General features: G+C 70.9%; 18 protein-coding genes and 3 pseudogenes. 5 read left to right on the top strand and 16 right to left on the bottom strand.

Annotation, left to right across the window (positions count from 1 at the left end; translation table 11 throughout):
- The first annotated feature begins 2 nt into the window (after window positions 1-2).
- Window positions 3-1043, top strand: coding sequence for an NAD(P)-dependent alcohol dehydrogenase (locus tag EJC51_RS03270; protein WP_126269591.1), 1041 nt, complete (start codon window positions 3-5; stop codon window positions 1041-1043).
- 42 nt (window positions 1044-1085) lie between these two features.
- On the opposite strand, the gene EJC51_RS03265 is transcribed toward EJC51_RS03270, so the two are convergent.
- Window positions 1086-1493 (bottom strand): RidA family protein, encoded by a 408-nt coding sequence (locus tag EJC51_RS03265; protein ID WP_126269590.1) that lies wholly within the window; start codon window positions 1491-1493, stop codon window positions 1086-1088.
- Window positions 1494-1613: 120 nt separating this feature from the next.
- Here EJC51_RS03265 and EJC51_RS03260 point away from each other — a divergent pair, with 120 nt between their 5' ends.
- The gene (locus EJC51_RS03260) at window positions 1614-1994 is read left to right on the top strand and encodes a winged helix-turn-helix transcriptional regulator (RefSeq protein ID WP_097259568.1); all 381 of its coding nucleotides are present in this window, start codon (window positions 1614-1616) and stop codon (window positions 1992-1994) included.
- A 118-nt stretch (window positions 1995-2112) separates the two neighbouring features.
- Window positions 2113-3624, top strand: a complete 1512-nt coding sequence (locus EJC51_RS03255; protein ID WP_244363346.1) for an MFS transporter — start codon at window positions 2113-2115, stop codon at window positions 3622-3624.
- A 31-nt stretch (window positions 3625-3655) separates the two neighbouring features.
- Here EJC51_RS03255 and EJC51_RS03250 read toward each other — a convergent pair whose 3' ends face one another.
- From EJC51_RS03250 to EJC51_RS03220, 6 genes are all read right to left on the bottom strand, one after another.
- The gene (locus tag EJC51_RS03250; protein WP_126269589.1) at window positions 3656-4456 is read right to left on the bottom strand and encodes an SDR family NAD(P)-dependent oxidoreductase; all 801 of its coding nucleotides are present in this window, start codon (window positions 4454-4456) and stop codon (window positions 3656-3658) included.
- Between the two features lie 58 nt (window positions 4457-4514).
- Window positions 4515-5330, bottom strand: coding sequence for a GntR family transcriptional regulator (locus EJC51_RS03245; protein WP_126269588.1), 816 nt, complete (start codon window positions 5328-5330; stop codon window positions 4515-4517).
- A complete protein-coding gene (locus EJC51_RS03240; protein WP_126269587.1) occupies window positions 5320-6318 on the bottom strand; it encodes a phosphotransferase enzyme family protein in 999 nt (332 codons plus the stop codon). Before EJC51_RS03240 ends, EJC51_RS03245 begins: the two co-directional genes overlap by 11 nt.
- Entirely contained in the window at window positions 6311-7576 is a 1266-nt protein-coding gene (locus EJC51_RS03235) for a class-III pyridoxal-phosphate-dependent aminotransferase (RefSeq protein ID WP_244362450.1), read from the bottom strand. Before EJC51_RS03235 ends, EJC51_RS03240 begins: the two co-directional genes overlap by 8 nt.
- A gap of 1121 nt (window positions 7577-8697) precedes the next feature.
- Window positions 8698-10191, bottom strand: a complete 1494-nt coding sequence (locus tag EJC51_RS03225) for a sensor histidine kinase (RefSeq protein ID WP_126269586.1) — start codon at window positions 10189-10191, stop codon at window positions 8698-8700.
- On the bottom strand, window positions 10178-10858 hold the full coding sequence (locus EJC51_RS03220; RefSeq protein WP_126269585.1) for a response regulator transcription factor: 681 nt from the start codon (window positions 10856-10858) through the stop codon (window positions 10178-10180). The genes EJC51_RS03225 and EJC51_RS03220 overlap by 14 nt, the downstream gene beginning before the upstream one ends.
- Before the next feature lie 127 nt (window positions 10859-10985).
- Here EJC51_RS03220 and EJC51_RS03215 point away from each other — a divergent pair, with 127 nt between their 5' ends.
- A complete protein-coding gene (locus EJC51_RS03215; protein WP_126269584.1) occupies window positions 10986-12488 on the top strand; it encodes a glycosyltransferase family 39 protein in 1503 nt (500 codons plus the stop codon).
- Here EJC51_RS03215 and EJC51_RS03210 read toward each other — a convergent pair.
- From EJC51_RS03210 to EJC51_RS03200, 3 genes and pseudogenes are all read right to left on the bottom strand, one after another.
- Entirely contained in the window at window positions 12485-13363 is an 879-nt protein-coding gene (locus EJC51_RS03210) for a LysR family transcriptional regulator (RefSeq protein WP_126269583.1), read from the bottom strand. The genes EJC51_RS03215 and EJC51_RS03210 overlap by 4 nt on opposite strands.
- A 212-nt stretch (window positions 13364-13575) precedes the next feature.
- Window positions 13576-14436, bottom strand: coding sequence for an NAD-dependent epimerase/dehydratase family protein (locus EJC51_RS03205; protein WP_126269582.1), 861 nt, complete (start codon window positions 14434-14436; stop codon window positions 13576-13578).
- Window positions 14437-14639: 203 nt separating this feature from the next.
- Window positions 14640-15469 (bottom strand): annotated as a pseudogene (locus tag EJC51_RS03200) (IS5 family transposase).
- 155 nt (window positions 15470-15624) lie between these two features.
- Between EJC51_RS03200 and EJC51_RS03195 the strand changes: the two are divergent.
- Window positions 15625-15983: pseudogene (locus EJC51_RS03195) on the top strand (site-specific integrase); the annotation flags it as partial.
- Between the two features lie 54 nt (window positions 15984-16037).
- Here the strand turns inward: EJC51_RS03195 and EJC51_RS03190 are convergent.
- From EJC51_RS03190 to EJC51_RS03165, 6 genes and pseudogenes are all read right to left on the bottom strand, one after another.
- Window positions 16038-16382, bottom strand: a complete 345-nt coding sequence (locus tag EJC51_RS03190; RefSeq protein ID WP_208870681.1) for a hypothetical protein — start codon at window positions 16380-16382, stop codon at window positions 16038-16040.
- A 26-nt stretch (window positions 16383-16408) separates the two neighbouring features.
- The gene (locus EJC51_RS03185; RefSeq protein ID WP_126269581.1) at window positions 16409-16927 is read right to left on the bottom strand and encodes a GbsR/MarR family transcriptional regulator; all 519 of its coding nucleotides are present in this window, start codon (window positions 16925-16927) and stop codon (window positions 16409-16411) included.
- A gap of 133 nt (window positions 16928-17060) precedes the next feature.
- A complete protein-coding gene (locus EJC51_RS03180; RefSeq protein WP_126269580.1) occupies window positions 17061-17582 on the bottom strand; it encodes a hypothetical protein in 522 nt (173 codons plus the stop codon).
- Between the two features lie 102 nt (window positions 17583-17684).
- Window positions 17685-19646, bottom strand: coding sequence for an APC family permease (locus EJC51_RS03175; RefSeq protein WP_126269579.1), 1962 nt, complete (start codon window positions 19644-19646; stop codon window positions 17685-17687).
- 237 nt (window positions 19647-19883) lie between these two features.
- On the bottom strand, window positions 19884-20663 hold the full coding sequence (locus tag EJC51_RS03170; RefSeq protein ID WP_126269578.1) for a GNAT family N-acetyltransferase: 780 nt from the start codon (window positions 20661-20663) through the stop codon (window positions 19884-19886).
- A 97-nt stretch (window positions 20664-20760) separates the two neighbouring features.
- Window positions 20761-21578: pseudogene (locus tag EJC51_RS03165) on the bottom strand (SDR family NAD(P)-dependent oxidoreductase).
- Between the last annotated feature and the right edge of the window lie 158 nt (window positions 21579-21736).

Raw genomic sequence — 21736 nt, 5'->3', positions numbered from 1 at the left:
TCATGAAGGCACTTCAGTACCGCACCATCGGCGCACCGCCCGAGGTCGTCACCGTCCCCGACCCCGAACCCGGCCCCGGCCAGGTCCTGTTGAAGGTCACCGCCGCCGGTGTGTGCCACTCCGACATCGCCGTGATGAGCTGGCCCGCCGAAGGATTCCCCTACGAGCTTCCGCTCACCCTCGGCCACGAAGGCGTCGGTACCGTCGCCGCGCTCGGCGCGGGCGTCAGCGGCGTACGGGAGGGCGACTCGGTCGCCGTCTACGGGCCCTGGGGCTGCGGGACCTGCGCCAAGTGCGCCGAGGGCAAGGAGAACTACTGTCTGCGCGCCGACGAGCTGGGCATCCGCCCGCCCGGCCTCGGGGCGCCGGGCGCCATGGCGGAGTACCTGCTCGTGGACGACCCGCGCCACCTGGTACCGCTCGACGGGCTCGACCCCGTCGCCGCCGTGCCGCTGACCGACGCCGGGCTCACCCCGTACCACGCGATCAAGCGGTCGCTGCCCAAGCTGGTGCCGGGCTCGACGGCCGTGGTCATCGGTGCGGGCGGACTCGGGCATGTCGCCATCCAGCTGCTGCGCGCGCTGACGCCGGCCCGGGTGATCGCGCTCGATGTCGGCGACGACAAGCTGCGCCTCGCCCGTGAGGTCGGCGCGCACGAGGCGGTCCTGTCGGACGCCGGGGCCGCGGGCGCGGTCCGCCGGCTCACCGGAGGTCTCGGCGCGGAGGCGGTCTTCGACTTCGTCGGTGCCGAGCCGACCGTACGCACCGCGGGCGCCGTGGCCGCCGTGGAAGCCGACGTGACCATCGTCGGCATCGGCGGCGGGACGCTGCCCGTCGGGTTCGGACACCTGCCGTTCGAGGTGTCCGTCACCGCGCCCTACTGGGGCAGCCGCGGCGAACTCATCGAGGTCCTCGGGCTGGCCCGGGCCGGTGCGGTGTCGGTGCACACCGAGACGTTCTCGCTGGACGAGGCACCGCTGGCCTACGAGCGCCTGCACGCCGGGAAGATCAACGGACGGGCGGTGATCCTGCCGCACGGCTGACGCGGACGCAGGCTCCGGGCCGAGTGGGCGAAGGGCAGCCGTTCAGTCGAGGACCGCGGTGGCTTCGATCTCGACCAGATGGTCGGGGACGTCCAGGGCCGCGACACCCAGCAGCGTGGCCGGCGGGACCGGGGTGATGCCCAGCTTCGCGGACGCCCGGGAGATGCCCTCCAGGAGCGGGGGCATCTTGTCGGGGGTCCAGTCGACGACGTAGAAGGTCAGCTTCGCCACGTCGTCGAAGGAGCCGCCGGCCTCGGCCAGAGCGGTGCCGATATTGAGGTAGCACTGCTCGACCTGCGCGGCGAGGTCGCCTTCGCCGACGGTGATCCCTTCGGCGTCCCAGGCGACCTGGCCCGCGATGAAGACGAGCTTCGACCCCGTTGCGATGGACACCTGCCGGTAGACGTCGATCGTGGGCAAGCCGGTCGGGTTGACGAGGTTGATGGCCATGCTGCGTGTCTCCTGTCTTGGGCGCCCGCGGGTGCCGGCGCTCTCTTGTGGTTACTCAGAAACCGTAGGAGAGTGAACGCTGACATGGAAGAACGCACTTTTCAGTGACTGGGGAACCTCATGGTGACCAAACAGATCAAGGGCCCGAACGAGGACGCAGACCTCAGGCGCGCGGACTCGTTGGCGCGAGAGATCTTCTCCGAAGTTGCCAACAAGTGGGCGTTCCTGATCATCGAGACTCTCGGTGAACGCACCTTGCGCTTCAGCGAACTGCGGACTGAGATCGAGGGCATCAGCCACAAGATGCTCACCCAGAACCTGCGCATGCTGGAGCGCAACGGCCTGGTCGAGAGAGACGTGCACCCCACCGTCCCGCCGCGTGTCGAGTACACCCTCACCGAGCCGGGCCAGGGCCTACGCGCCACCGTCGACGGAATGTGCGACTGGACGCACCGCTACTTCGGCCACATCGAGGCCGCCCGCCACCGCTTCGACGCCTGAGCACGCAGTCTGGTGGGAACTGGCCGCCCACGACCGGCGGTCACCCGGGTGTGTGCGGGAGCGTGGGAGGGAACCCGTTCCCTGATCGTGGAGCGGTGGAAGGGGACCTGTGGCAGCGGTGTCGGAGTCGGATGCGAACGGACCGCGCGCAGGCGGTGACGAGACCGGGGACACCCCGGATCCGAACCGGTGGCATGCGCTGTGGGTGACCCTCGTCGCCGGATTCATGAGCCTGCTCGACGTGACGATCGTGGCGGTGGCCCTGCCCACCATCCAACGTGGTCTGGGCGCCACACCCGCCCAGGTGCAGTGGGTGGTCTCCGGTTACGCGCTGTCCTTCGCTCTGGCCCTGGTCACCGCCGGACGGCTCGGCGACGCGCTCGATCGACGCCGCATCTTCCTGCTGGCCCTGAGCGCGTTCACCCTCTTCAGCGCCGCATGCGGCGCGGCCCCCGACATTGCTCTGCTGGTGGCGGCCCGGCTGGCCCAGGGCCTGGCCGCCGGCTTCATGGCCCCGCAGAACTCCGCTCTCATCCAGCAGATGTTCCGCGGCGCCGAACGGGGCCGCGCCTTCGGCTTCTTCGGCGCCACCGTGGGCATCTCCTCCGCCGCCGGGCCCCTGACCGGCGGGGCCATCCTCGCTCTCGCCGGCTCGGCCGACGGCTGGCGGTGGATCTTCTTCGTCAACGTCCCGATCGGCGTCCTCGCCGTCCTGCTCGGTCTGCGCCTGCTGCCACGCGTCGAACGCTCCGGACGAGGATCGGTGGACGTCCCCGGCATCGTCCTGCTCGGCCTGGGAGTCCTGGCGGTCATGTACCCCCTGGTGCAGGCGGACGCCGGCGGTCTCGGGCGCCTGTGGTGGCTCTTTCCCGTGGGTGGGGTGTTCCTCGCGCTCTTCGTCCGGCGCCAGTTCCGCCTCGTCGCACGCGGCGCCCAGCCCCTCCTGGACCCGCGCCTGTTCTCCACCGTGCGCGGCTACGCCGTCGGCGCGGGCGTCGGCACGCTCTACTTCATCGGCTTCAGCGGGGTGTGGCTCGTCTTCGCCCTCTTCTTCCAGCGGGGGCTGGACTTCACCCCGCTGGAGTCCGGGCTGGCGGTCACTCCCTTCGCGCTCGGATCGGCCGCCGCCGCGGTGACGGCCGGCCGCCTCGTGGACCGCTTCGGGCGCCTGCTCACCGTGTGCGGGCTGAGCGCGGTCATCCTCGGTCTGGGCACCACCGCGCTGCTGCTGTGGCTCGTGTCGGACGACGCGGCGCGCTGGGCGGCCGCGCCGGCGCTCTTCGCCGCCGGCATCGGCGGAGGCTTCGTGGTCTCCCCGAACATCACCATGACCCTGCGCGAGGTCCCCGTCCGTATGGCCGGGGCGGCGGGCGGCGCCCTCCAGACCGGCCAGCGCCTCGGAGCCGCCGTGGGCACGGCGGCGCTACCGGGCATCTGTTACCTCGTCCTGGGCGACACCGACCACTACCGCACGGCCCTGCTGGCCGCCCTCGCGGTGGCCCTCGTCGGCATGACCGCCTCACTGGCGCTGGCCGTGACCGACTGGCTGCGTGATCGCGGCGCCGAGGCCTCGCGCCGCCGCTGCCCGGACGAAGTCGCCAACAGCCCGGTCCACTCCCGTCAGAGCTGAGCGGACGATGATCGCGGGCGTTGGCGAAGGCTCAGCCCCCCGCCCCCGTGACCGGCAGTACCGCCTCCGGTGACTCGGGCAACGTCTGACCGCCGTCCACGGTGACGACCTGTCCCGTGATGAACGACGCCCGTTCGCCGGCGAGGAACTCGACCGCGTCGGCGATCTCCTGGGGCCGCGCCAGGCGGCCGAGCGGGATCGTCGCCGTCATCTGCGCGAGGTACTCCTCGCCCATGCCGTCCAGCCCCTCGGTCGCCACGTTCCCGGGGGCCACCGCGTTGACGGTGATCCCGAAGGGGGCGAGTTCCAGGGCCGCCGTGCGCATGAAGCCCAACTGGGCGGCCTTGCTCGCGCCGTAGTGGCTCCAGCCCGGGAAGCCGGTGACGGGTCCGGTGATCGACGAGGTGAGGACGACCCGTCCCGCCGCCGACTCCCACAGCAGCGGCAGACACGCGGCGACGGCCAGCATCTGGCTCTCCACGTTCACCGCGAACACCTCACGGACATCGGCGTACGTCAGCTCCGCCAGCGGCTTGTTCGGGAAGATCCCGGCGTTGAGGCACAGCACGTCCAGGCCGCCGAGCAGCGAGGAGGCGGCCCCGGCGAGCCGCTCGGCCGAGTCCGGTGCGGCGGCGTCGAGGGCGAGCGCCTCGACGCGCTGGCCCTCCCGCGCCGCTTCGGTACGGAACTTCTCCAGGACGACCTGAGGGACGTTCCGACCGGTCAGCAGGACGTCGTGTCCGGCGCGGACGAAGGTGGAGGTGACGGCGGCGCCGATCCCGCGGGTGCCGCCGACGACGGCGACCTTCCTGGTCTGGGGCTGTGAGTTCATGTCGCTTCCTTGATCGGGGAGTTGGAGGGGGCCGGCCGTCACCGGGTGGTTCCGGATGTCATGGGAGTACCTCCGGGTGGTCCGGCGGGCGGTTCGTCGAGGAGACGTGGAGCTCGGTGCGGTCAGCCCGGAAGAGGTCGTAGGAGAACTCCAGTGGCTCGCCGTACTGGTCGTGGGACGTACGGGTGATCGCCAGCAGGGGCTGGCCGACCGACACGTCGAGGTGGTGGGTGTGGTGGCTCTCGGCGAGGCGGACGCGGATCCGCTCGGACACCTCGCACGCCGTGACGCCGTAGACGTCGCGGAACACCTGGGAGAGGGAGCCGGTCAGGTCCTGGTCCAGGAGGCGGGGGAAGCGTTCGGCCGACACGAACAGCCGCTCCCACGACAGCGGCACCCCGTCGGCGAGCCGCACCCGCTCGATCGCCACCGTGACCGCCCCCTCCCGCAGACCGAGCCCGGCGCAGACCTCCGGATCGCCGCGCCGCAGCCCGGTGGACACGACCCGGGTCGCTTCGGTGAAGTCCTGGTGACGCAGGAGCGCGGGGACGCTCACGTCGATGCCCGGCTGCCGCGCCACCAGCCGGTCGCGGCCGTGTGCGAGCCGACTCCAGCTGTACACGGGCCAGTTGGGGTTGGGGCGCAGCGCGAAGGTGCCGCCGGCCTTCCCGCGCACCCTGAGCACCTCGCCCTCCGCTTCGAGCCAGGCCAGCGCCCGCCGGACGGACTCCCGGCTGGCGCCGAAGATCTCCGTCAGCCGGCGCTCGGGAGGCAGCCGGCCTCCCATGCGCACCTCACCGCGCCCGATCATCGCCAGCACACCGGCCGCGACCCGGCCCGCGGCCGGGCCGAGCGGGCTCCGCTCAGTGGTCATGGGGTACGGCGGTGAGGTAGCCGTCGGCCAGGTAGTGGCGGGCGAGGTCGACGGACTGTGCCGCGAACGCGGGCCGGAGCGAGGCGGCGAAGGGCGTGTCCCCGCGCTTGTGCACCCAGGCGACGAGCATCAGCCGGCGCAGCATCACCAGCGCGGGAATGGCCCGTACGTCCTTCTCCCGCAGCGGCCGGCGCGCCTGGTAGCCGCGCAGCCACGCGGCCACCCAGTGCGCAGCCCGCGGATCGTGCTCGACGAACGACAGGGAGCACGCCAGGTCGTACAGGAACCAGCCGTGGCCGCAGTCGTCGAAGTCGATGAGCCGTACGGCGTCGGAGGCGACGAGGAGATTGGCGGCGCGCAGGTCGCCGTGGATGAGTCCGAACTCGGCCGCGCCGCTGCCGTAGGCGTCGAGTTCGCGGGTCAGTTTCTCCTCGGCCCGGGCGAGGACCTCGACGCCGCCCGGGGGCACATCGGGGTTGTCCCGCCAGCGACCCCACAGCGAGGCGGCGCCGATCAGGTTGTCGAGGTCCCAGTCGGGCCGGGTGAAGACGTCCGGTCGCTGCCATCGCGCCGCGTGCTCGTGCAGGGCCGCGGTCTCCCGCCCGACGACCTCCATGACGTTCGCGAAGTCGGTGGTGTCGGGTTCGGCGCCGGGCGCGAACTCGAAGAGCGCCGCGTGCTGGAGCGCCCCGCCCGCACCGGGGAAGCTCGCCGCGGCTTCGCCCGCCGGGGTCGGTACGACGGCGGGTGTGGCGACCGCGCCGTCCGCACGCAGCCGCTCGGTCCACATCAGCTCGCTGCGGATCTGCGGCAGCGTGCGGAACCCGGGCCGGTGCAGGCGCAGGACGAGCGGGGCGGGGGAGTCGGTGAAGGTGCAGAGGTAGGTGGCGTTCTCCGAGAGGCTCAGCAACCGGGCGCCGGACAGGGTGGTGGCACGGCCGTACGCGGTGAGCGCGGCGGTGATCTGCCCGTCCCAGGTGTCAGACATGGGAACCGGCCACCTTCCGTACGGCGTCCCGCAGGCGGGTGAGGATCTCGGCCGTCTCCTGCTCGGTGAGCAGCAGACCGGGCTTGAACTGGAGGACGGCCGGGTCGAGCGTGGAGAAGATCGCCCACACGCCCTGCCGGTAGAGCTCCGTCATGACCTGCTTCGCGCCGATGGCACCGAATTCCAGACCGATGACCAGGCCCTTCTGGCGGATCCCGGTGAGGGCGTGGGGCAGTTCGGCGCGCAGGTCCGCGAGGCCCTCGGTGACCTGGTCGATGCGCCGGTGGACGTTGGCACGGGTCTCGGGCCGCTGGGTGATCTCCAGGACCTTCGCGGCCACGGCACAGCCGAGTTCGGCGCCGCCGAAGGTCGCCATGTGGGCGAAGCCGTCGCGCTCCAGCCAGCCGCTCACCGCCGGGCCGAGGAGGGCGGCGCTGACCGGGTAGAGGCCGCCGCCGAGGCCCTTGCCGGTCACCAGGACGTCCGGGGTGACGCCTTCGCCGTACACGCCCCACAGCTCGCCGGTCCGGCCGAGGCCGGTCTGGACCTCGTCCGCGATGTAGAGGGTGCCGGTGTCCTCGCAGGCCTGTTTGACGGCGGCCAGATAGCCGGGCTCGGGCATCGGGAAGCCGTAGGTCGCCGGGATCGTCTCCATGATGACGGCGGCGGTGTCCTGGCCCGATAGGGTCGCCGTCATCGCGTCGAGGTCGTTGAACGGGACCTGGACGAACTCGGCGGGGTTGTCCGAGCGGAAGAGCTGCGAGAACCGCGAGTCGCCCGTGGCGACGGCCAGCCCGGTGTGCCCGTGGTACGCCTTCACGACCGACACGATCTTCCGCCGGCCGGTGGCGTACCGGGCGCTCTTCAACGCGACATCCACCGCTTCCCCGCCGCTGGACCCGAAGACGACCTTGTCCGCACCCGGCGTCGCCTCGACCAGCCGACGGGCCAGGGCGGCGCGGCCCGGGGTGGGGAAGTGGTGGTTGCCGATGTCGAGATGCCGGACGGCATGGGTGAGGGTGGCCACCAGTTCGGGGTTGCGATGCCCGAGGTTGTAGGTACCGCCGTTGAGATGGACGTCGATCACCTCGTGCCCGTCGACGTCGGTGAGGCGGTACCCGGACCGGTCCCCGACGACGAGCGGAACGCCCTCGTCCTGCCAGAACGTGGTCTTGTCCGGGTTCCAGTACCGCCGCGCGTCGGCGAGCACCTCCGCCTTCGACGCGTACCCGTACATGGACAACTGCTCGATCCCCAACGCCCGGCCTCCTCAAGAGCGGTTCTCCGTGAACGACTCCACGGTCGGCCGGGCTTTTTGCGTCCTGGTGTGGCGGCTGGATCGGACGCGTAACGCTTGAGGTCCGGTTGTGGTCCGCTGGACACCAGGCATGAATACAGGTGCCCGGGGTTCGTGGCTCAGGGATGGGTTCGTGACCATGTGTTCGAGGCCACGGGCAGCCCCAGCCGATGACCAGGTTGTAGTCGGCGAACGGGCGCAGCAGCAGCGCGGTGTGCAGGAAAGTGGCTGTCCGGGCGGAGGTGTCCTCGTGGTAGAGCCGGCCTCGTTCGCGCTCGAAGTTGTGGCGCTCGGCCATGAAACCGAGCGCTCCCCAGTCGGCGATGGGGATGTTGAGAGGGGCGAGCGATGCCTGGAGTTGCAGCACCCAGCCGACGTCGACGCGAATGATCGGGCGCGGCGGCCCGGTCGCGCAGCCGCGCCATTTCAGTTCGGCACGGCCTCGCCCCGGGCGCCGTGGTGTACGGGGCATCCGACGGGGGTAAGCAGCGGGCAACGGAGAGAGCTCAAGGGGGATTGCATGGCTGATGTGACGCCAACGGCGTCACCGGCATGCCGAACCCGGTGACAGCCACCCCGATCGGGGCCGAGTCGAGTGATCTCCTGACCGTAACGTCAGCGTCTCGCTCAGACGGCACGCCCCTCGGCACGCCCCTGGCTGGGTCTCGCGCGGACCTCGCCCCCCTGCGTTCCCGGAAGGCCGAGTGCCTGTGCTGCCCGTTCTCTCGGAGGCCCCTTCGTGGGCTGCCATCTGCCTCGTCGCCCTCACCACCCTCACCGGTGCGCTCGTTGCCGTGGCACGCCTCGTTGTCCGGGCGCTGCCGCAGGCATCGGCGGATCGGTTGGAGTGGTGGCGCGTCGTCCTCAACCACCGCCTCATGTCCCGTCAGTTGAAAGCCCGCCGCGGGCGGGGCCCAGCGCCGGCTGACCAGCAGCCGCCCGCAGTGCCTGGCGGTGTGGACCTCGGATTGGCAGCCATAGCGTCCGTGGAACGGGAGCGCGGAACCTCTGCTTCGGGCGCCAGGGGCAAGCGGTCGTACGCGGAGGCGTCCGAGCCGGGCGGGCTGTCGTGGTCGAGCGGGTCACTTCTCGGTCGGGGTGGGGGATCGGGGGAGGCGTAGCTCGAAGCAGGCCCCCAGGGTCCGCGGGGTGAGGGTGAGGGTGCCGTGGTGGCGGTGGGCCAGGTCGCGGGCGATGGCGAGGCCCAGGCCGGTGCCGCCGTGGTCTCGGGAGCGGGCGTCGTCGAGTCGGACGAAGCGTTCGAAGACGCGCTCGGTGTGCTCGGTGGGGATGCCGGGGCCGTCGTCGTGCACCGTGAGGACGACCCGGTCAGCCTCATCTCGGACGGTGATCTGGACGCGGTGCGTGGCGTGGCGGACGGCGTTGTCGACGAGGTTGCGCAGGAGGCGTTCGTATTCGTCGGGGTTTCCGCGTACGCAGGCGGGGGCGGTGCTGTCGCAGGTGAGGGTCAACGGCCGTTCGGCGAGGGGGTATTGCTCGGCCAGCCGGGAGGCGAGGGCTGTCAGGTCGACGGGGTCGAGGTCGGTCGTGGGGGTTCGGGTGTCGAGGCGGGCGAGGAGCAGCAGGTCTTCGGCGAGGGCCTGGAGGCGGCGGGTCTGTCGTGCGGCGGTGGTGGCCGCGGCGGGCCAGTCGGTGCGTTCCGGGTAGGCGAGCGCGACTTCCAGGCTGGTGAGGAGTGTGGTGAGGGGGCTGCGCAGTTCGTGGGCGGCGTCCGCGACGAAGCGGCGCTGCTGGGCTGCGGCGGTGTCGAGGCGTTGGAGGGTGGCGTTGATGGTGGTGGCCAGGGCGGAGATCTCGTGGCCGGTGGCGGGGACGGTGACGCGTTCGCGAGGGTCGTTCGGGGTGACCGAGGCGGTGAGGACGCGGATGGCCTCCACCGGCCGCAGCGCGATGCGGACGGTGAAGTATGCGGCGGCGGCGATCAGTACGAGGCCGATGAGCCCGGCGCGCAGCAGCAGGCCGTCGGTGGTCCGGGTGATGGCCTCGGCCGTGTCGGGAAGCACCACCACATAGGCCCGTAGCGTGGCGTCGGCGGAGACGCCCAGAGCGGCGGCTTTGTCACTGCTCAGTTCGGCGGCCCGGACATCGGCGTACAGGACCGGGTAGGTCCCGCCGGCCAGGTCGAATCCGCTCCCGGGGTCGTAGTCGCGGCGCACCGGTATGCGGAGGGGGCGGACCGTGTAGGACCAGGACGCGGTGTCGTCCGTCGGGGCGTAGGGACCGGATGGGGTCGGCAGCACATGGCGGGTGCCGGAAGCGAAGTCGTCCATGCCTCCGCCGGCGGCGACGGCGGAGCGTCGACCGGTCGCGACGACCTCGTACGGCACGGCGCTTCGGCGTACGGGAACCACCCCGTCGTTCAACTGGTCGACGAGGGCGAGGAGATGCTTGCGGGCTTGCTCCTCGGCGATCTGCGTGCTCTGGCGGTAGACCTCGCGGTGTACCCACCAGCCGATGCCGGTGAGGATCACGGCGGCGGTGACGGCGGCGGCCAGGGCCGCGCGGGCGCGTACCGAACGCGGCCACCAGCGACGCCGCGGCTCAGTCGCGTTCACGGTCGTCCACCAGCCGGTAACCGATACCGCGCACGGTCTGCAGGGACTGCCGGTGGAAGGCGGCGTCCACCTTCTTGCGCAGGGCGCTGACCCGCGCCTCCACCAGGTTGGGATCCCAGGCTTCGTCGGGCCACGCGTGGTACAGCAGATCCGCTTTGGAGACCGCCTGGCCCGCCCGGCGCGCCAGCAGTTCCAGCACGGCGAACTCCCGGGGGGTGAGTTCCACCCGGACTCCGGCCCGGCGACAGATCCGGCCGGCGACGTCCAGCGAGAGGTCGCCCACGGCGAGGACGGTCGGGGCGACCGTGGCGGCTCGTCTGACCAGGGCGCGCAGGCGTGCGACGAGCACCACGTAGGAGAAGGGTTTGGCCAGGTAGTCGTCGGCCCCCGTGTCCAGGGCCTCGGCCTGATCCCAGTCGCCGTCCTTGGCGGTCAGTACCAGGATGGGAGTGGAGTTGCCCTCCCGGCGCAGTTGGGCGCAGACCTTGTAGCCGTTGAGCCCGGGCAGCATCAAGTCCAGGACGACCAGGGCGTATTCGCCGGTGCGGGCCATCCACAGTCCCTGCCGGCCGTCATGTGCGAGGTCGACGCTGTAGCCCTCGGCGCTCAGGCCGGTGTGCAGGGTGTGGGCAAGGTCCACTTCGTCTTCGACGACCAGGATGCGCATGCCGTGCAGCCTCGCACAGCACCTGACCGCGTTCCTGATCGGCCGGTCAGGTTGGGTCAGCATCGCGTCAACGAGGTCCCTGCACGCTGACGGGGTTTTTCGCTCCCGCTGAAAGGACCCGTCGTCGATGTCCGTTGCCGCACGCGGCCCCGCCCTGGCCGGAACGGTTCCCCTTCCCGTACGTCGACCATCACCGAGCCGGGCCACAGCAGTTGTCGTCATCGCCCCGTTGTCACTGGCCATGGTGCTGGGGCTGTGGGGTGTCCGCAGGCAGAACACCCTGTGGGGGGACGAGGCCGTCACGTATCAGCTCGCGCACCGCGACCTTTCGCAGATCTGGCACACCGCCCAGCATGTCGACCTGGTCCACGCCGTCTATTACGCCGTCATGCACGAGGTCTTCGCTCTCTTCGGCGGTGGGCTGCTGACCCTGCGGCTGCCGTCCGTGCTGGCAACATGCCTCGCTGCGAGCGGAGTCGGGCTCGTGGGGCTACGCCTGGCGGGACCCCGCGTCGGGCTGCTGGCAGGGCTGGTGTTTCCGCTCCTTCCCCAGGTACAGAAGTACGCGCAGGAAGGCCGCTCCTATGCCATGGTCTGCGCCCTGGTCACCTGGGCCACCTATGCGCTGGTGACCGGCGTCGCGCACCGCACCCGGTGGCGGTGGGCGGTCTATGCCTTCACCATGGTCGTGGCCTGCCTGCTGCACGAGTTCGCGGTCCTCGCCCTGGCCGCACACGGCGTCACGCTCGTCGTCTCCCGCGTCCCACGGCCGGTGCTCGCGGCATGGAGCGTCGCGGCCGTCGGCGTGGTGGCCGGCCTGTTGCCGCTGGCGATGCGCAGCATGGGGCAGTCGGGGCAACTGTCCTGGATGGGCGGGCCGGTGCGGCCCGGCTACTTCCTGGTCGTCGCGGTCGTGGGCGTGGCGTGCACCCGGGCGCCGCTGGCGAGCAGAAGGCCGGTGCGGCTCTCGGCGCTGGCGGTGCCGATCCTTGTGCTTCCGGGCCTTGTGCTGCTGATCGCCTCGTTGGTCAAACCCCTTTTCGTCGACCGGTACGTGCTCTACGGCAACATCGGATTCGCCTTGCTGCTGGGTGCCTTGATCGACTGCTTCCACCGGCGTCAGCGGTTTCGTCGCACGGCGTGGATCGCGGCCGTTGCCGTACTGGTCGCGCTCGTCCCGCAGAGCCTGGCGCTGAGAACACCCCAGGCCCGGAGCAACGACGCCACCGCCGTCGCCGCCGCCGTACGCAAGGCAGGCCGCCCTGGCGACGGACTGCTCTACCTCTCCGGTCAACACCGGATCCTGACCGCGGCCCACCCCTCGGACACCCGTCACCTGACGGACCTGGCCCTCGCACAGGACCCTGTTTCGTCGAACACGCTGGCAGGTGTCGAGCTACCCGCTCAGGAGATCGAGGCGCGCATGCTGGAGTTCGACCGCATCGTCGCCATCCGCGGGACGGGTGCCCACTCGCCGACCAGCCCGCAGGAGGCAGCGAAGACAAGCACCCTGCGGCGCTACTTCCGCGAGTCCGGGACAACCCGGGTCAACGGGGCGCGGGTCACTGTGTATGTGCGTGACCAGGACGCGTCTGCGGAAAGGGGGGACTCGGCGTTCCGGGGCCGTTAGCGGGGTCGGGTTCGGCCCAGGGTTTTCGCGGCTGCCTCGGCGAAGTCGTGGATGAGCGGGGAGCGGCGTGACGCCACCCACGCCAGGGCCACTTCGTTCGGGCCGATGTCCTCCACGGGCAGCGCGATCACGTCGGGGCGGGTGTAGAACGTGGCGGTGGACAAGGGGAGTACGCAGATTCCGGCGCCGGAGGCGACCAGTTCCAGTTTCTCCTCCACCTGGTGGATCGCCGGGACCTCGGGGCGTCGCCTGTCACGCAGTTCCAGCGCCACGTCCCGCCACTCGGGTACGGCATCGGGGTCCTGGAGCAGGTGCTCGCCGGCGAGGTCGCGGACGGTCACCGACACCCGGTCCGCCAGACGGTGTTCCGCCGGCAGCATGACGAGCCGGGGCTCCGTGAAGAGGGGCCGCACCTGGAGGCCGTGCTGGTCGATGGGCAGTCGTACGACCCCGATGTCCGCCCGGCCGTCCAGCAGTACGTCCACCTGGTCGTCCCAACTCGTGCGCAGCAGGCGTACGTTGACGCCGGGTCGGACGGTGGAGAAGGCAGCCGTGGCCGGGGTGAGGGTGATGCCCGGCATGAAGCCGATGGTCAGCGTGGGGGTGTCCTGCCCTGCCGCCTTCGCCCGCCGCAGCAGCGCCCGCGCCGAGGCCAGCAGCGGGACGGCGTCCTGCAGCAACTGCTCACCGGCCGGGGTGAGCAGCGTGCCGCGCCGGTCACGGTCGAAGACCTCGACACCCAGCTCGTCCTCCAGGCTGCGGATCTGCCGGGACAGCACCGGCTGCGCGATGTGCAGCCGCTCGGCGGCGCGTCCGAAGTGGAGCTCCTCGGCGACGGCCACGAAGTACCGGAGCTTTCGCAGGTCAAGATCCACCCGGACTCACCGCTCCCTTCCTCTGCGTCTCCAGGGCGACGGCTCGCCGAGGGCGGCCCGCCGTCCTGGGACGACTTCTCCATCGCCCCTGCGGGACTGAAACGAGCATCGCCCCTGCGGGACCGTGAAACGAGCGGGGCAGTCGGCCACCAATCTACCGATATGGGCGCCCGTGGCCCGTCACCGCCGGCACCGCCCCTCTCCTTGCTCGCTCACTCGCCGCCGGCGAGGACGGCCAGCGGGTCGGTGTGCTCTGGGATCCACCCCAGCTCGGCCCCGGCGCGCGCCGGGGTGAGCTGCTGGTCCAGGGCGAAGGCGTCCGCGATCGGGCCCATCTGCTCACGGGCCCGCTCCAGCGTGAGGGAGACGACCTTGCCGTCGAGGCCGGCAGAGCGTGCGACGGCCAGCGAGCACTCCTTGGCGGTCGGGTTCACCCCGCCCACACCCACGTACACCGAGCCGGGCTTCGCCTTCAGAGCGGCGACGTACAGCGTCGCGATGTCGTCGACGTGCACCAGAGCCCAGCGATTGGCGCCGTCGTCGATGTAGGGGACGGCGCCGGCTGCCCTGCCCGGAACGCCGTAGAACATGTCGATCAGACGGTTCTCGCCGCCGTACAGCAGCCCGGGCCGCACCACGACCGGCCGGCCGCCCTCCCGCGCGCGTCGCAGTACGGCGTCCTCGACGGGCTTGCGCCAGGCGACCACGGGCGGGGGGTTCCAGGGGGCGGTCTCGTCCACGACCCCGTCGGTGTCGCCGTAGACCCAGGTGCCGCCGGTGTGCACATACGGGCCGGTGCCGATGCCGTCCTGCATGGCGGTGGCTGCCGCGAGGTCCTCGTCGCCGGTCCCGGCCTGCGCCAGGTGGATGACCGCTTCGGCGCGGGCCGCGGCCGCGTTCAGCACCCCGAGATCGGCCAACCCGCCGCGCACCGGCGTCGCCCCGAGGGAGCCGACGGTCTCGGCGGCCCGGTCGTTGCGGGCCAGCGCCTCCACGGTGTGGCCGTCGCGGAGCAGCGCGCTGAGTGTGGCCTTGCCGAGGTATCCGGACCCGCCGGTGAGGAAGATCTTCATGGTGGTGGCTCCTGTCATTCGTGGGCTGGCGCCTTCGCCGACCAGCCTGAATCCAGGAGCGGCTCCTCGTCCAAGACCTCTTTCGACGCCGCTGATACCCGAAGGGCATCAGCGAGCCCGGGCGCAGCAGGGGAACACCGATGGCGAAGGCGGTCTGGGAAAGTCACCCCGGAAGTGACGGCGCTAGGTTCTGTCGTCAAATGTCACGCCCACATCAGCAGGGCTGCGAGGGTGACGGCTGCCTGGAAGGACTCGGTGGTCTTGTCGTACCGGGTGGCGATGCCGCGCCACTGCTTCAGCTTGTTGAAGCATCGCTCCACCACGTTGCGTCGCTTGTAGGTATTGCGGTCGAAGGCCGGGGGCCGTCCACCGCGGCTGCCGCGGTTCCGCCGGTTGCGGACCTGGTCGGCTCGCTCGGGAATGGTGTGACTGATGCCGCGCCGACGCAGCCAGGTGCGGATAGCTCTGGAGCTGTAGCCCTTGTCACCGAGGACGTGCGAGGGCCGCACCCGGGGCCGTCCCGGGCCGGTGCGGGGCACGCGGATCGCCTCCATCACGGCGGTGAACTGGGTGCAGTCGTTGGTGTTGCCGCCCGTGACGATGAAGGCGAGCGGGCGGCCGGCACCGTCGCAGGCCAGGTGAATCTTGCTGGTCAGGCCGCCCCGGGAGCGTCCGAGAGCCGGGCTGCGGAGCCCCCTTTTCGAGCACCGGCGGCATGCTGGTGGGCGCGGACGATGGTGGAGTCGACCGACACCAGCCAGTCGATGTCGCCGGCTGCATCCGCACGGGACTGGGCGGCGCGGAGCATCCGATCGAACGTGCCGTCCGCCGCCCACCGGCGGAAACGGGTGTGCAGCGTGGCCCATGGCCCGTACCGCTCCGGCACATCCCGCCAGGCCGTCCCGGTACGGAACTTCCACACGATCCCGTTGAGGACCCTGCGGTCATCCAGCCGTTTGCGTCCACGCAACGACACTGGCAGCAACGGCCGGACGAACTCCCACTCGGCATCGGACAGTTCATGGCGACGTATCACCCGACCATGATCCACCACTCAAGATCATTTGAAGACACTGCCTAGGGCAACCGGATAGCTTCTGACCTGTGCATGCGTGAAGCGAGCGTTGGACGGAAGGCCGCCCCTGCAGGAGCACACGGGGGCAGGACTCAGCGGCGACCGAACAACTCAGCAACCCGTGCCGCATCGAGGGCGCCGGCAAGGAGGAGGCCGATGAGCGCCCCACGGCGACCATCGAGCAGGCCTTCGACCTGGCCGATGCCATGGGCCCGCGCGGCGTCTGATGGTCCCGCTGGGCGCCTTCGCCTCTCTCCGTCCGGAGGAGTCGGCCGAACTGCGCCGTCACGATGCCGATCTCGACGAAGGCTCCCTGCGCGTCACACACGCGTCTCCCGAGCTGACGAACGGGCGGTGCGTCACCGGTGATCCCAAGTCGCGTGCGGGCAAGCGCACTGTGCATCTACCCGACTTCCTGCTTCCGGCGCTGCGCCGCCACCTGCAATGGTTCGTGGAGAAGGAAGCGAGCGGCCGGACGTCGGTCCGCCGGGCGTGACCGTGTGGTCCGTGAGTGGTTTCGGTGAGGTCAGTCGCCGACGAGTTCCGCGAGCTGTTCGGCGGCCGTGGCGTTGCCCCGGTCCGCCAGCCGCCGTAGCTCCTCCAAGTTGTCCTGCTCGGTGGCCAGTTGGATCAACTCGTCGGTGGCTGTGGCGTTGCCGCCGTCGGAGAGCCGCCGGAGTTCTTGGAGGTCGCCCTGCTCCGAGGCGAGTTGGATGAGCTCGTCGGTGGCATCGGAGTTGCCCGTCGCCGCGAGGCGGCGCAGTTCGTCCACGTCACCGTGTTCCGCGGCGAGTTGGACGAGTTCGTCGGTGGCGTCGCTGTCACCGTTCCCGGCGCGTTCCCGCAGTTCGGACAAGTCGGGTTCGGACATGGTGGGCATCCTTTCCACGGTGATGGTCATGAGCCGGCCGACCCGGCTGTTCGCCTGGGCCGACCAAGTCGTCCCGAGGCGCGCAGGTCGTCACGGTGCGCGTGCCACTCGTCCACCAGCTTGGGCAGGCGTTCCGCCAGGAACTCGGCCAGCGCGATCATTTCCTCCAGCGCCGCACGGCGTTCCGGCGGAGCGTCGGAGAGGAGGGCCAGGCCCTCCCGGAACAGTGCGGCGTGTTCCTGGTGGACCGCCGCGTCGAAGTTCTGCGGCTGCTGGCTGTCCGGGTCCAGGCTCACCCGGTCCATGCGCTCACCGGCGGCGCGGGTGCGCCGGGCGATGCCGTAGTTCTCCAGCAGTTTGACCGCGCCGGTGATGGCACTGCGGCTGGCCAGCAGGGCCTCGGTCAGCTCGTCGATGGTCTGCTGGGGCGGATCGCACACGAGGAGGTGGCCGAGCAGCCGCCCGGCCATGGGCGGGAAGCCGTACTGCCGGGCGTAGAAGCGGCCCACGTGATCGGCGAAGAGTAGCTGCGCGTCGTTCGGCACAGCCCCAACCGTAGCAGTTTTAGCTGAGATAACGAATATTTCTGTCATCTCAGCCAAGTGTCATCTCAGCCAAGTGTTATCTCGGCCATGTGGAATCTCTTGCTCGGTCAGGATGGCGGGACAGGCGAACCAGTCAGGAAAGTCCAGACGCCCTGAGCACCGCCCGAGCGGTCTCGTCGTCGATGCCGTGGCCGAGCTGCTCCAGGACGTCCCCGCCGCGCAACAGGATGCCGCGTTCGACGGAACGCCGTACGCCGGTGTCGAGCTCGTGCCAGATGAGAGGATTGGCGGTGAGGACACGGGGGTCCAGTTCCAAGCGTTGTCCGTAGGCGTCCCGCAGGACCAGGAGGGACGAGACGCCGTCGTGGCACCGTACGGTCGTCAGCGCGTCCGTGCGCACCATCTGCCGCCGCCACGGGCCCCGCACCGCCAGCCAGCCGGTACCCGCCGTCACCCGGGGCGGTAGCAGGACGACGAACAGGGCGGCCGACAGGCCGAGCCACAGCACGGCGCGCAGGGGCGACAGGCTGTCCGCGTCCCAGTCGACCAGCAGGGACATGGCGCCGAACAGCGCGGCGCAGCCCGTCGCGAGCCTGGCGCCGCCACGCCAGTGGCGATCACCGGTCCGGGTCCACCGGTCGTAGGGACGTCGCATGTCGTTGACGCTAGGCGTCCCTGCGGGCTCCGCGGCTGTCACTGACGGGGTCCTGACGCCGTATGGGCGAATCCTGACGCGTTCCTTACGCGGGAATCGGATTCAGCCGGTGTGGACGCGGGGGCGGCGGGCCCGGTCCGGTTCCGCCTCGCGCAGGACCTCTCGGGTGACGGGGGCCACCTCGCCCTGGCCGAAGAGGAAGAAGCGGAGGAAGTTGGCGAAGGGGTTGCCCTCGGTCCACTCGAAGTACATGTGCGGCGTGCAGCCCGTTGTGTCGCGGGCGTGGAGGAGGAGGGCCGCCAGCGCGTTGGGGATGGAGGAGGACTCCAGGGTCAGCACGCGGTAGCGGTTGTGCAGGACCTCGCCGTGGACCGACAGGCTCGCCTCGAACTCGGACGGGTCGAGGACCGTGACCTCGACGAAGACGAAGTCCTCGCCGGGGATGTCGTTGTCCGCGCGGATCTGCTCGATCTTCTCGCGGTACTCGGCCTTGTCCCGCTTGTCGGGCTCGTTGGCGATGAAGCGGATCTTGCGGCTCGACATGTCCCGGATGAATCGTTCCGCCATGTCGTCGAGCGTCACGCTCGTCACGCGGAGCTCGAAGGCGCGGGCCAGCCGGGAGAGGAGGGAGACCAGGATGATGCCGGCGATGAAGCAGGCGCCGATCTTCACGCCGTCGGGGCGCTCGATGACGTTGACGACGGTGACGTAGAGCAGGACGGCCGAGATGGTCGCGAAGATGACGGTCCACTTGCCTTCCGACGCCCGGCGCGCGGCGATCGTCACCGCGATGGCCGCCGAGGACATCAGCACCAGGACACCAGTGGCGTACGCGCCGCCCTGGGCGTCGACGTCGGCGTCGAAGATCCAGGTGACCAGGAAGCCGATCAGGGTGAAGACGATGACCATGGGGCGTACGGCGCGGGCCCAGTGCGGGGCCATGCCGTAGCGGGGGAGGTAGCGCGGCATCAGGTTGAGCAGGCCAGCCATCGCGGAGGCGCCGGCGAACCACAGGATGGCGATGGTCGAGACGTCGTAGACCGTGCCGAAGGCACCGCCCAGGTAGTCGTGCGCCAGGTACGCCAGGGCGCGTCCGTTGGCCGGGCCGCCGGCCTCGAAGTCCTTCTCGGGGATCAGGAGAGTGGTGATGAAGCTGGTGGCGATCAGGAAGACGCTCATGATCAGGGCGGCCGTGGTGAGCAGCTTCTTGGTGTCCCGGATGCGGCCCTTGGGGCTCTCCTCGGTGTCTCCCGGGTCGCCCTTCACATGGGGCATCACCGCGACGCCGGTCTCGAAGCCGGACATGCCGAGCGCCAGCTTCGGGAAGACGATCAGGGACACGCCGATCATCACGAAGATGTTGCCGTGCTCGGCCGTGAGGGCGTTCGACCAGTCGGTGACGACATGGCCCTCGGTGACGACGTGCCAGAAGCCGACGATCACGACGACGACGTTGAGCGAGAGATAGACCACCACCAGGGCGACCGCGACCCCGATCGCCTCCAGGAAGCCCTTCAGGAACACCGCGCCGAGCAGCGCCACCAGGATCAGGGTGATCAGCATCTGCTTGTCGTGCAGGGCGCTGTTGAGGTGCGGGTTCTCGACGAGGTGGGTCGAGGCGTCCGCGGCGGACAGGGTGATGGTGATCAGGAAGTCGGTGGCCGCGAAGCCCAGCAGCGTGAGGACGAACAGCTTGCCCTTCCAGAAGGTGAGCAGCCGCTCCAGCATGGCGATCGAGCCCTCGCCGTGCGGGCTCTCCTCGGCCACACGGCGGTACACCGGCAGGGCGCCCGCCAGGGTGACGATCACCAGCACGATCGTCGCGATGGGGGAGAGGAGGCCGGCCGCGAGGGCCGCGATGCCCGGCTGGTAGCCGAGGGTCGAGAAGTAGTCGACGCCCGTCAGGCACATCACCCGGTACCAGGGCTGGCCCTCGTGCTCCAGCCTGGATTCCTGCGGCTGGGTCGGTCGGGCCGGCTGGCTGTGACCCTTGCCCATGTCGGACAGCCCCTCCAGCATCCAGGCGCGCAGGCGACTGGGCGGGGGATGTTCGGTCGTGGCCATCGAGGGCTCCAGGTGTGCGGCTCGGTGTGCGGTGCGGCGTGCGGTTCCGGCCGTCACACGGACGGCGGGATCAGGGTAAGCAGAGCGTCACGTCAGGGCCCACGGATGGCTCACACGACCGCGTCAAGCTTGCGTTAAGACGGGTCGTCGGAGCACTTGTGGCACATCAGGGTGTGCGTGCTTCGGCCGCACGGACACGGGTTGGGCCGTACGGGGGGCCGACCGCCTCGGTGCTTCCTACGCGCTGAGCCGGCGATCGCGCGCCATGGGGCTGCCGACCGCGTAGTGGACGTGCTCGCGGACCAGACGGAAGCCGGCTGTCCAGGCGAGGAGGCGACTGGCGCGGTTGTGGACCGAGCAGTTCCAGCTGGGGAGGTGGCCCCGGGCCGTGATGTCCGCACAGAGCGAGGTGACGCAGGCGAGGGCGAGGCGGTGGCGTCTGCGGCCGGGGACGGTGTGGACGGCCACGTCCTCGTGGCGGGTGCCGCGGAAGTAGGAGCATGCCACCGCGAGGATCCGGCCGGTCCGGCCGACGGCCGCCCACGCGTGTCCCGAGGCGGCGAGTCCGGCCGGGCCGCCCCAGCTCGCCGAGAGCCAGGAGGCGTCCGGGCCCAGCGCGTGCACCGCCTCGGTGTCCGCGGCCTCCAGGTGCCTCACGGTCACGCCCATGGGGAGCGTGGCGGTCAGCGGTCCGGCCTGGAGGGTCCAGGTGATGCGCTCCCACGGTGTGAGGCGTTCGAAGGCGGAGCCCAGCGCCGGGAGGAAGCGGGACGGTGCGTCGATGCGACAACCGGCCAGGGGCGCGAGCGTCTCGGGTGTCGGTGCGTCGGGTACGCCGCGCAGTACCACGTGACCGGTGCACGACACGGCGACGGAATGCGGCAGGACGGCTCGGTCGGCCCACCAGCGGCCGTTGCCCGTGGCCAGCACGTGTTCGCCGACCGTGCCGGGGCCGGGGGACCCCGTGGGGAAACACCGGCTGAGGGCGGGCAGGTCACGGGGGTCTATCTCGATCATCGACGCCTCAGGGGGAATCTCGGGGTGGAGTGGGGTGCGGGAGAGAGCGGGCGGACGAGGCTTGTCCCTCCTCGTCGCCCGCCCTGGTCGTGCTCGGTCAACGCTGTCCGGCCCTGCGGCCGACCAGCGGGTCGGCGAGCTTGTTGAGGCGCCGGACCGTGCGGTCCTCCGTGGCGGCCGGGGCCGGGTCCACGCGCTCGGCGCGGTCGTAGTAGGCGCCGTTGACGATCTCGACGGCCGGGTCGCACAGCCGGACCACGTGGGCCGCGCCGTCGGCGGGGGTGCCGCCTTCGTGGGAGTACAGCGGGAGCATGGCGGTGTCGCAGACTCCGGGATGCACGGAGACGGCGGTGACGCGCGGGTCGGCGGCGAAGACCGTCAGGGCCAGCTGGGACTGGGCGTACGCGGCGAGCCGGGAGTAGCGGCGGGCGCGGTTGGGGTCGGCCCAGGAGATCGACGCCGTGCGGTGCAGCGAGGAGGACACGTTGACCACCCGGCCGCCGGGATCGCTGGTGAGGGCCGGCTCCAGCAGACAGGTCAGCAGGTAGTGGGCGAGGAAGTTGACCTGGAAGGCGATCTCGTTGCCGTCGGCGTGACGGTGTGCCGCTCGGGCGCCGCCATGCCGGCGTTGTTGACGAGGACGTCCAGGCGCGGGTGCTCGCCGACGACCTTGTGGGCGAGGCTCTCCACCTCGTCCAGACGCGTGAAGTCCGCGCCGTACGTGCACAGTCGGTCGGCGTCGACGCCCGCCTCGGCGACGAGCCGGTCGGCGGCGGCGCGGGCCTCTTCGGCGGTGCGGCCGTGCAACAGGACCGTCGTGCCGCGCTCGGCGAGCTGCCGGGCGGTTTCGTAGCCGATGCCGGAGGTGGCGCCGGTGACCAGGACGGTACGGGAGGGGAGAGGTGAAGTGGGCATGGTTCCTTCAGAGTTGCGGGCACGCTGACGCGCGGCTCCTGCGCGGGGCGGCGCGGGCGTGCGAGGGCAAAGGACGAGGGGCGCCGGACGGGGATCACGGCGCCCCTCGGGTCGCGGAGCGCGCGTCAGCGGGACGCGGGTGCTTGCGGACAGCGCGG

The sequence above is a fragment of the Streptomyces aquilus genome, assembly GCF_003955715.1.
In the GTDB taxonomy this organism is placed as follows: Bacteria; Actinomycetota; Actinomycetes; order Streptomycetales; family Streptomycetaceae; genus Streptomyces; species Streptomyces aquilus.
Note: the sequence above shows the minus strand (reverse complement) of the source record. Positions and strands in the feature narration are given on the sequence as shown.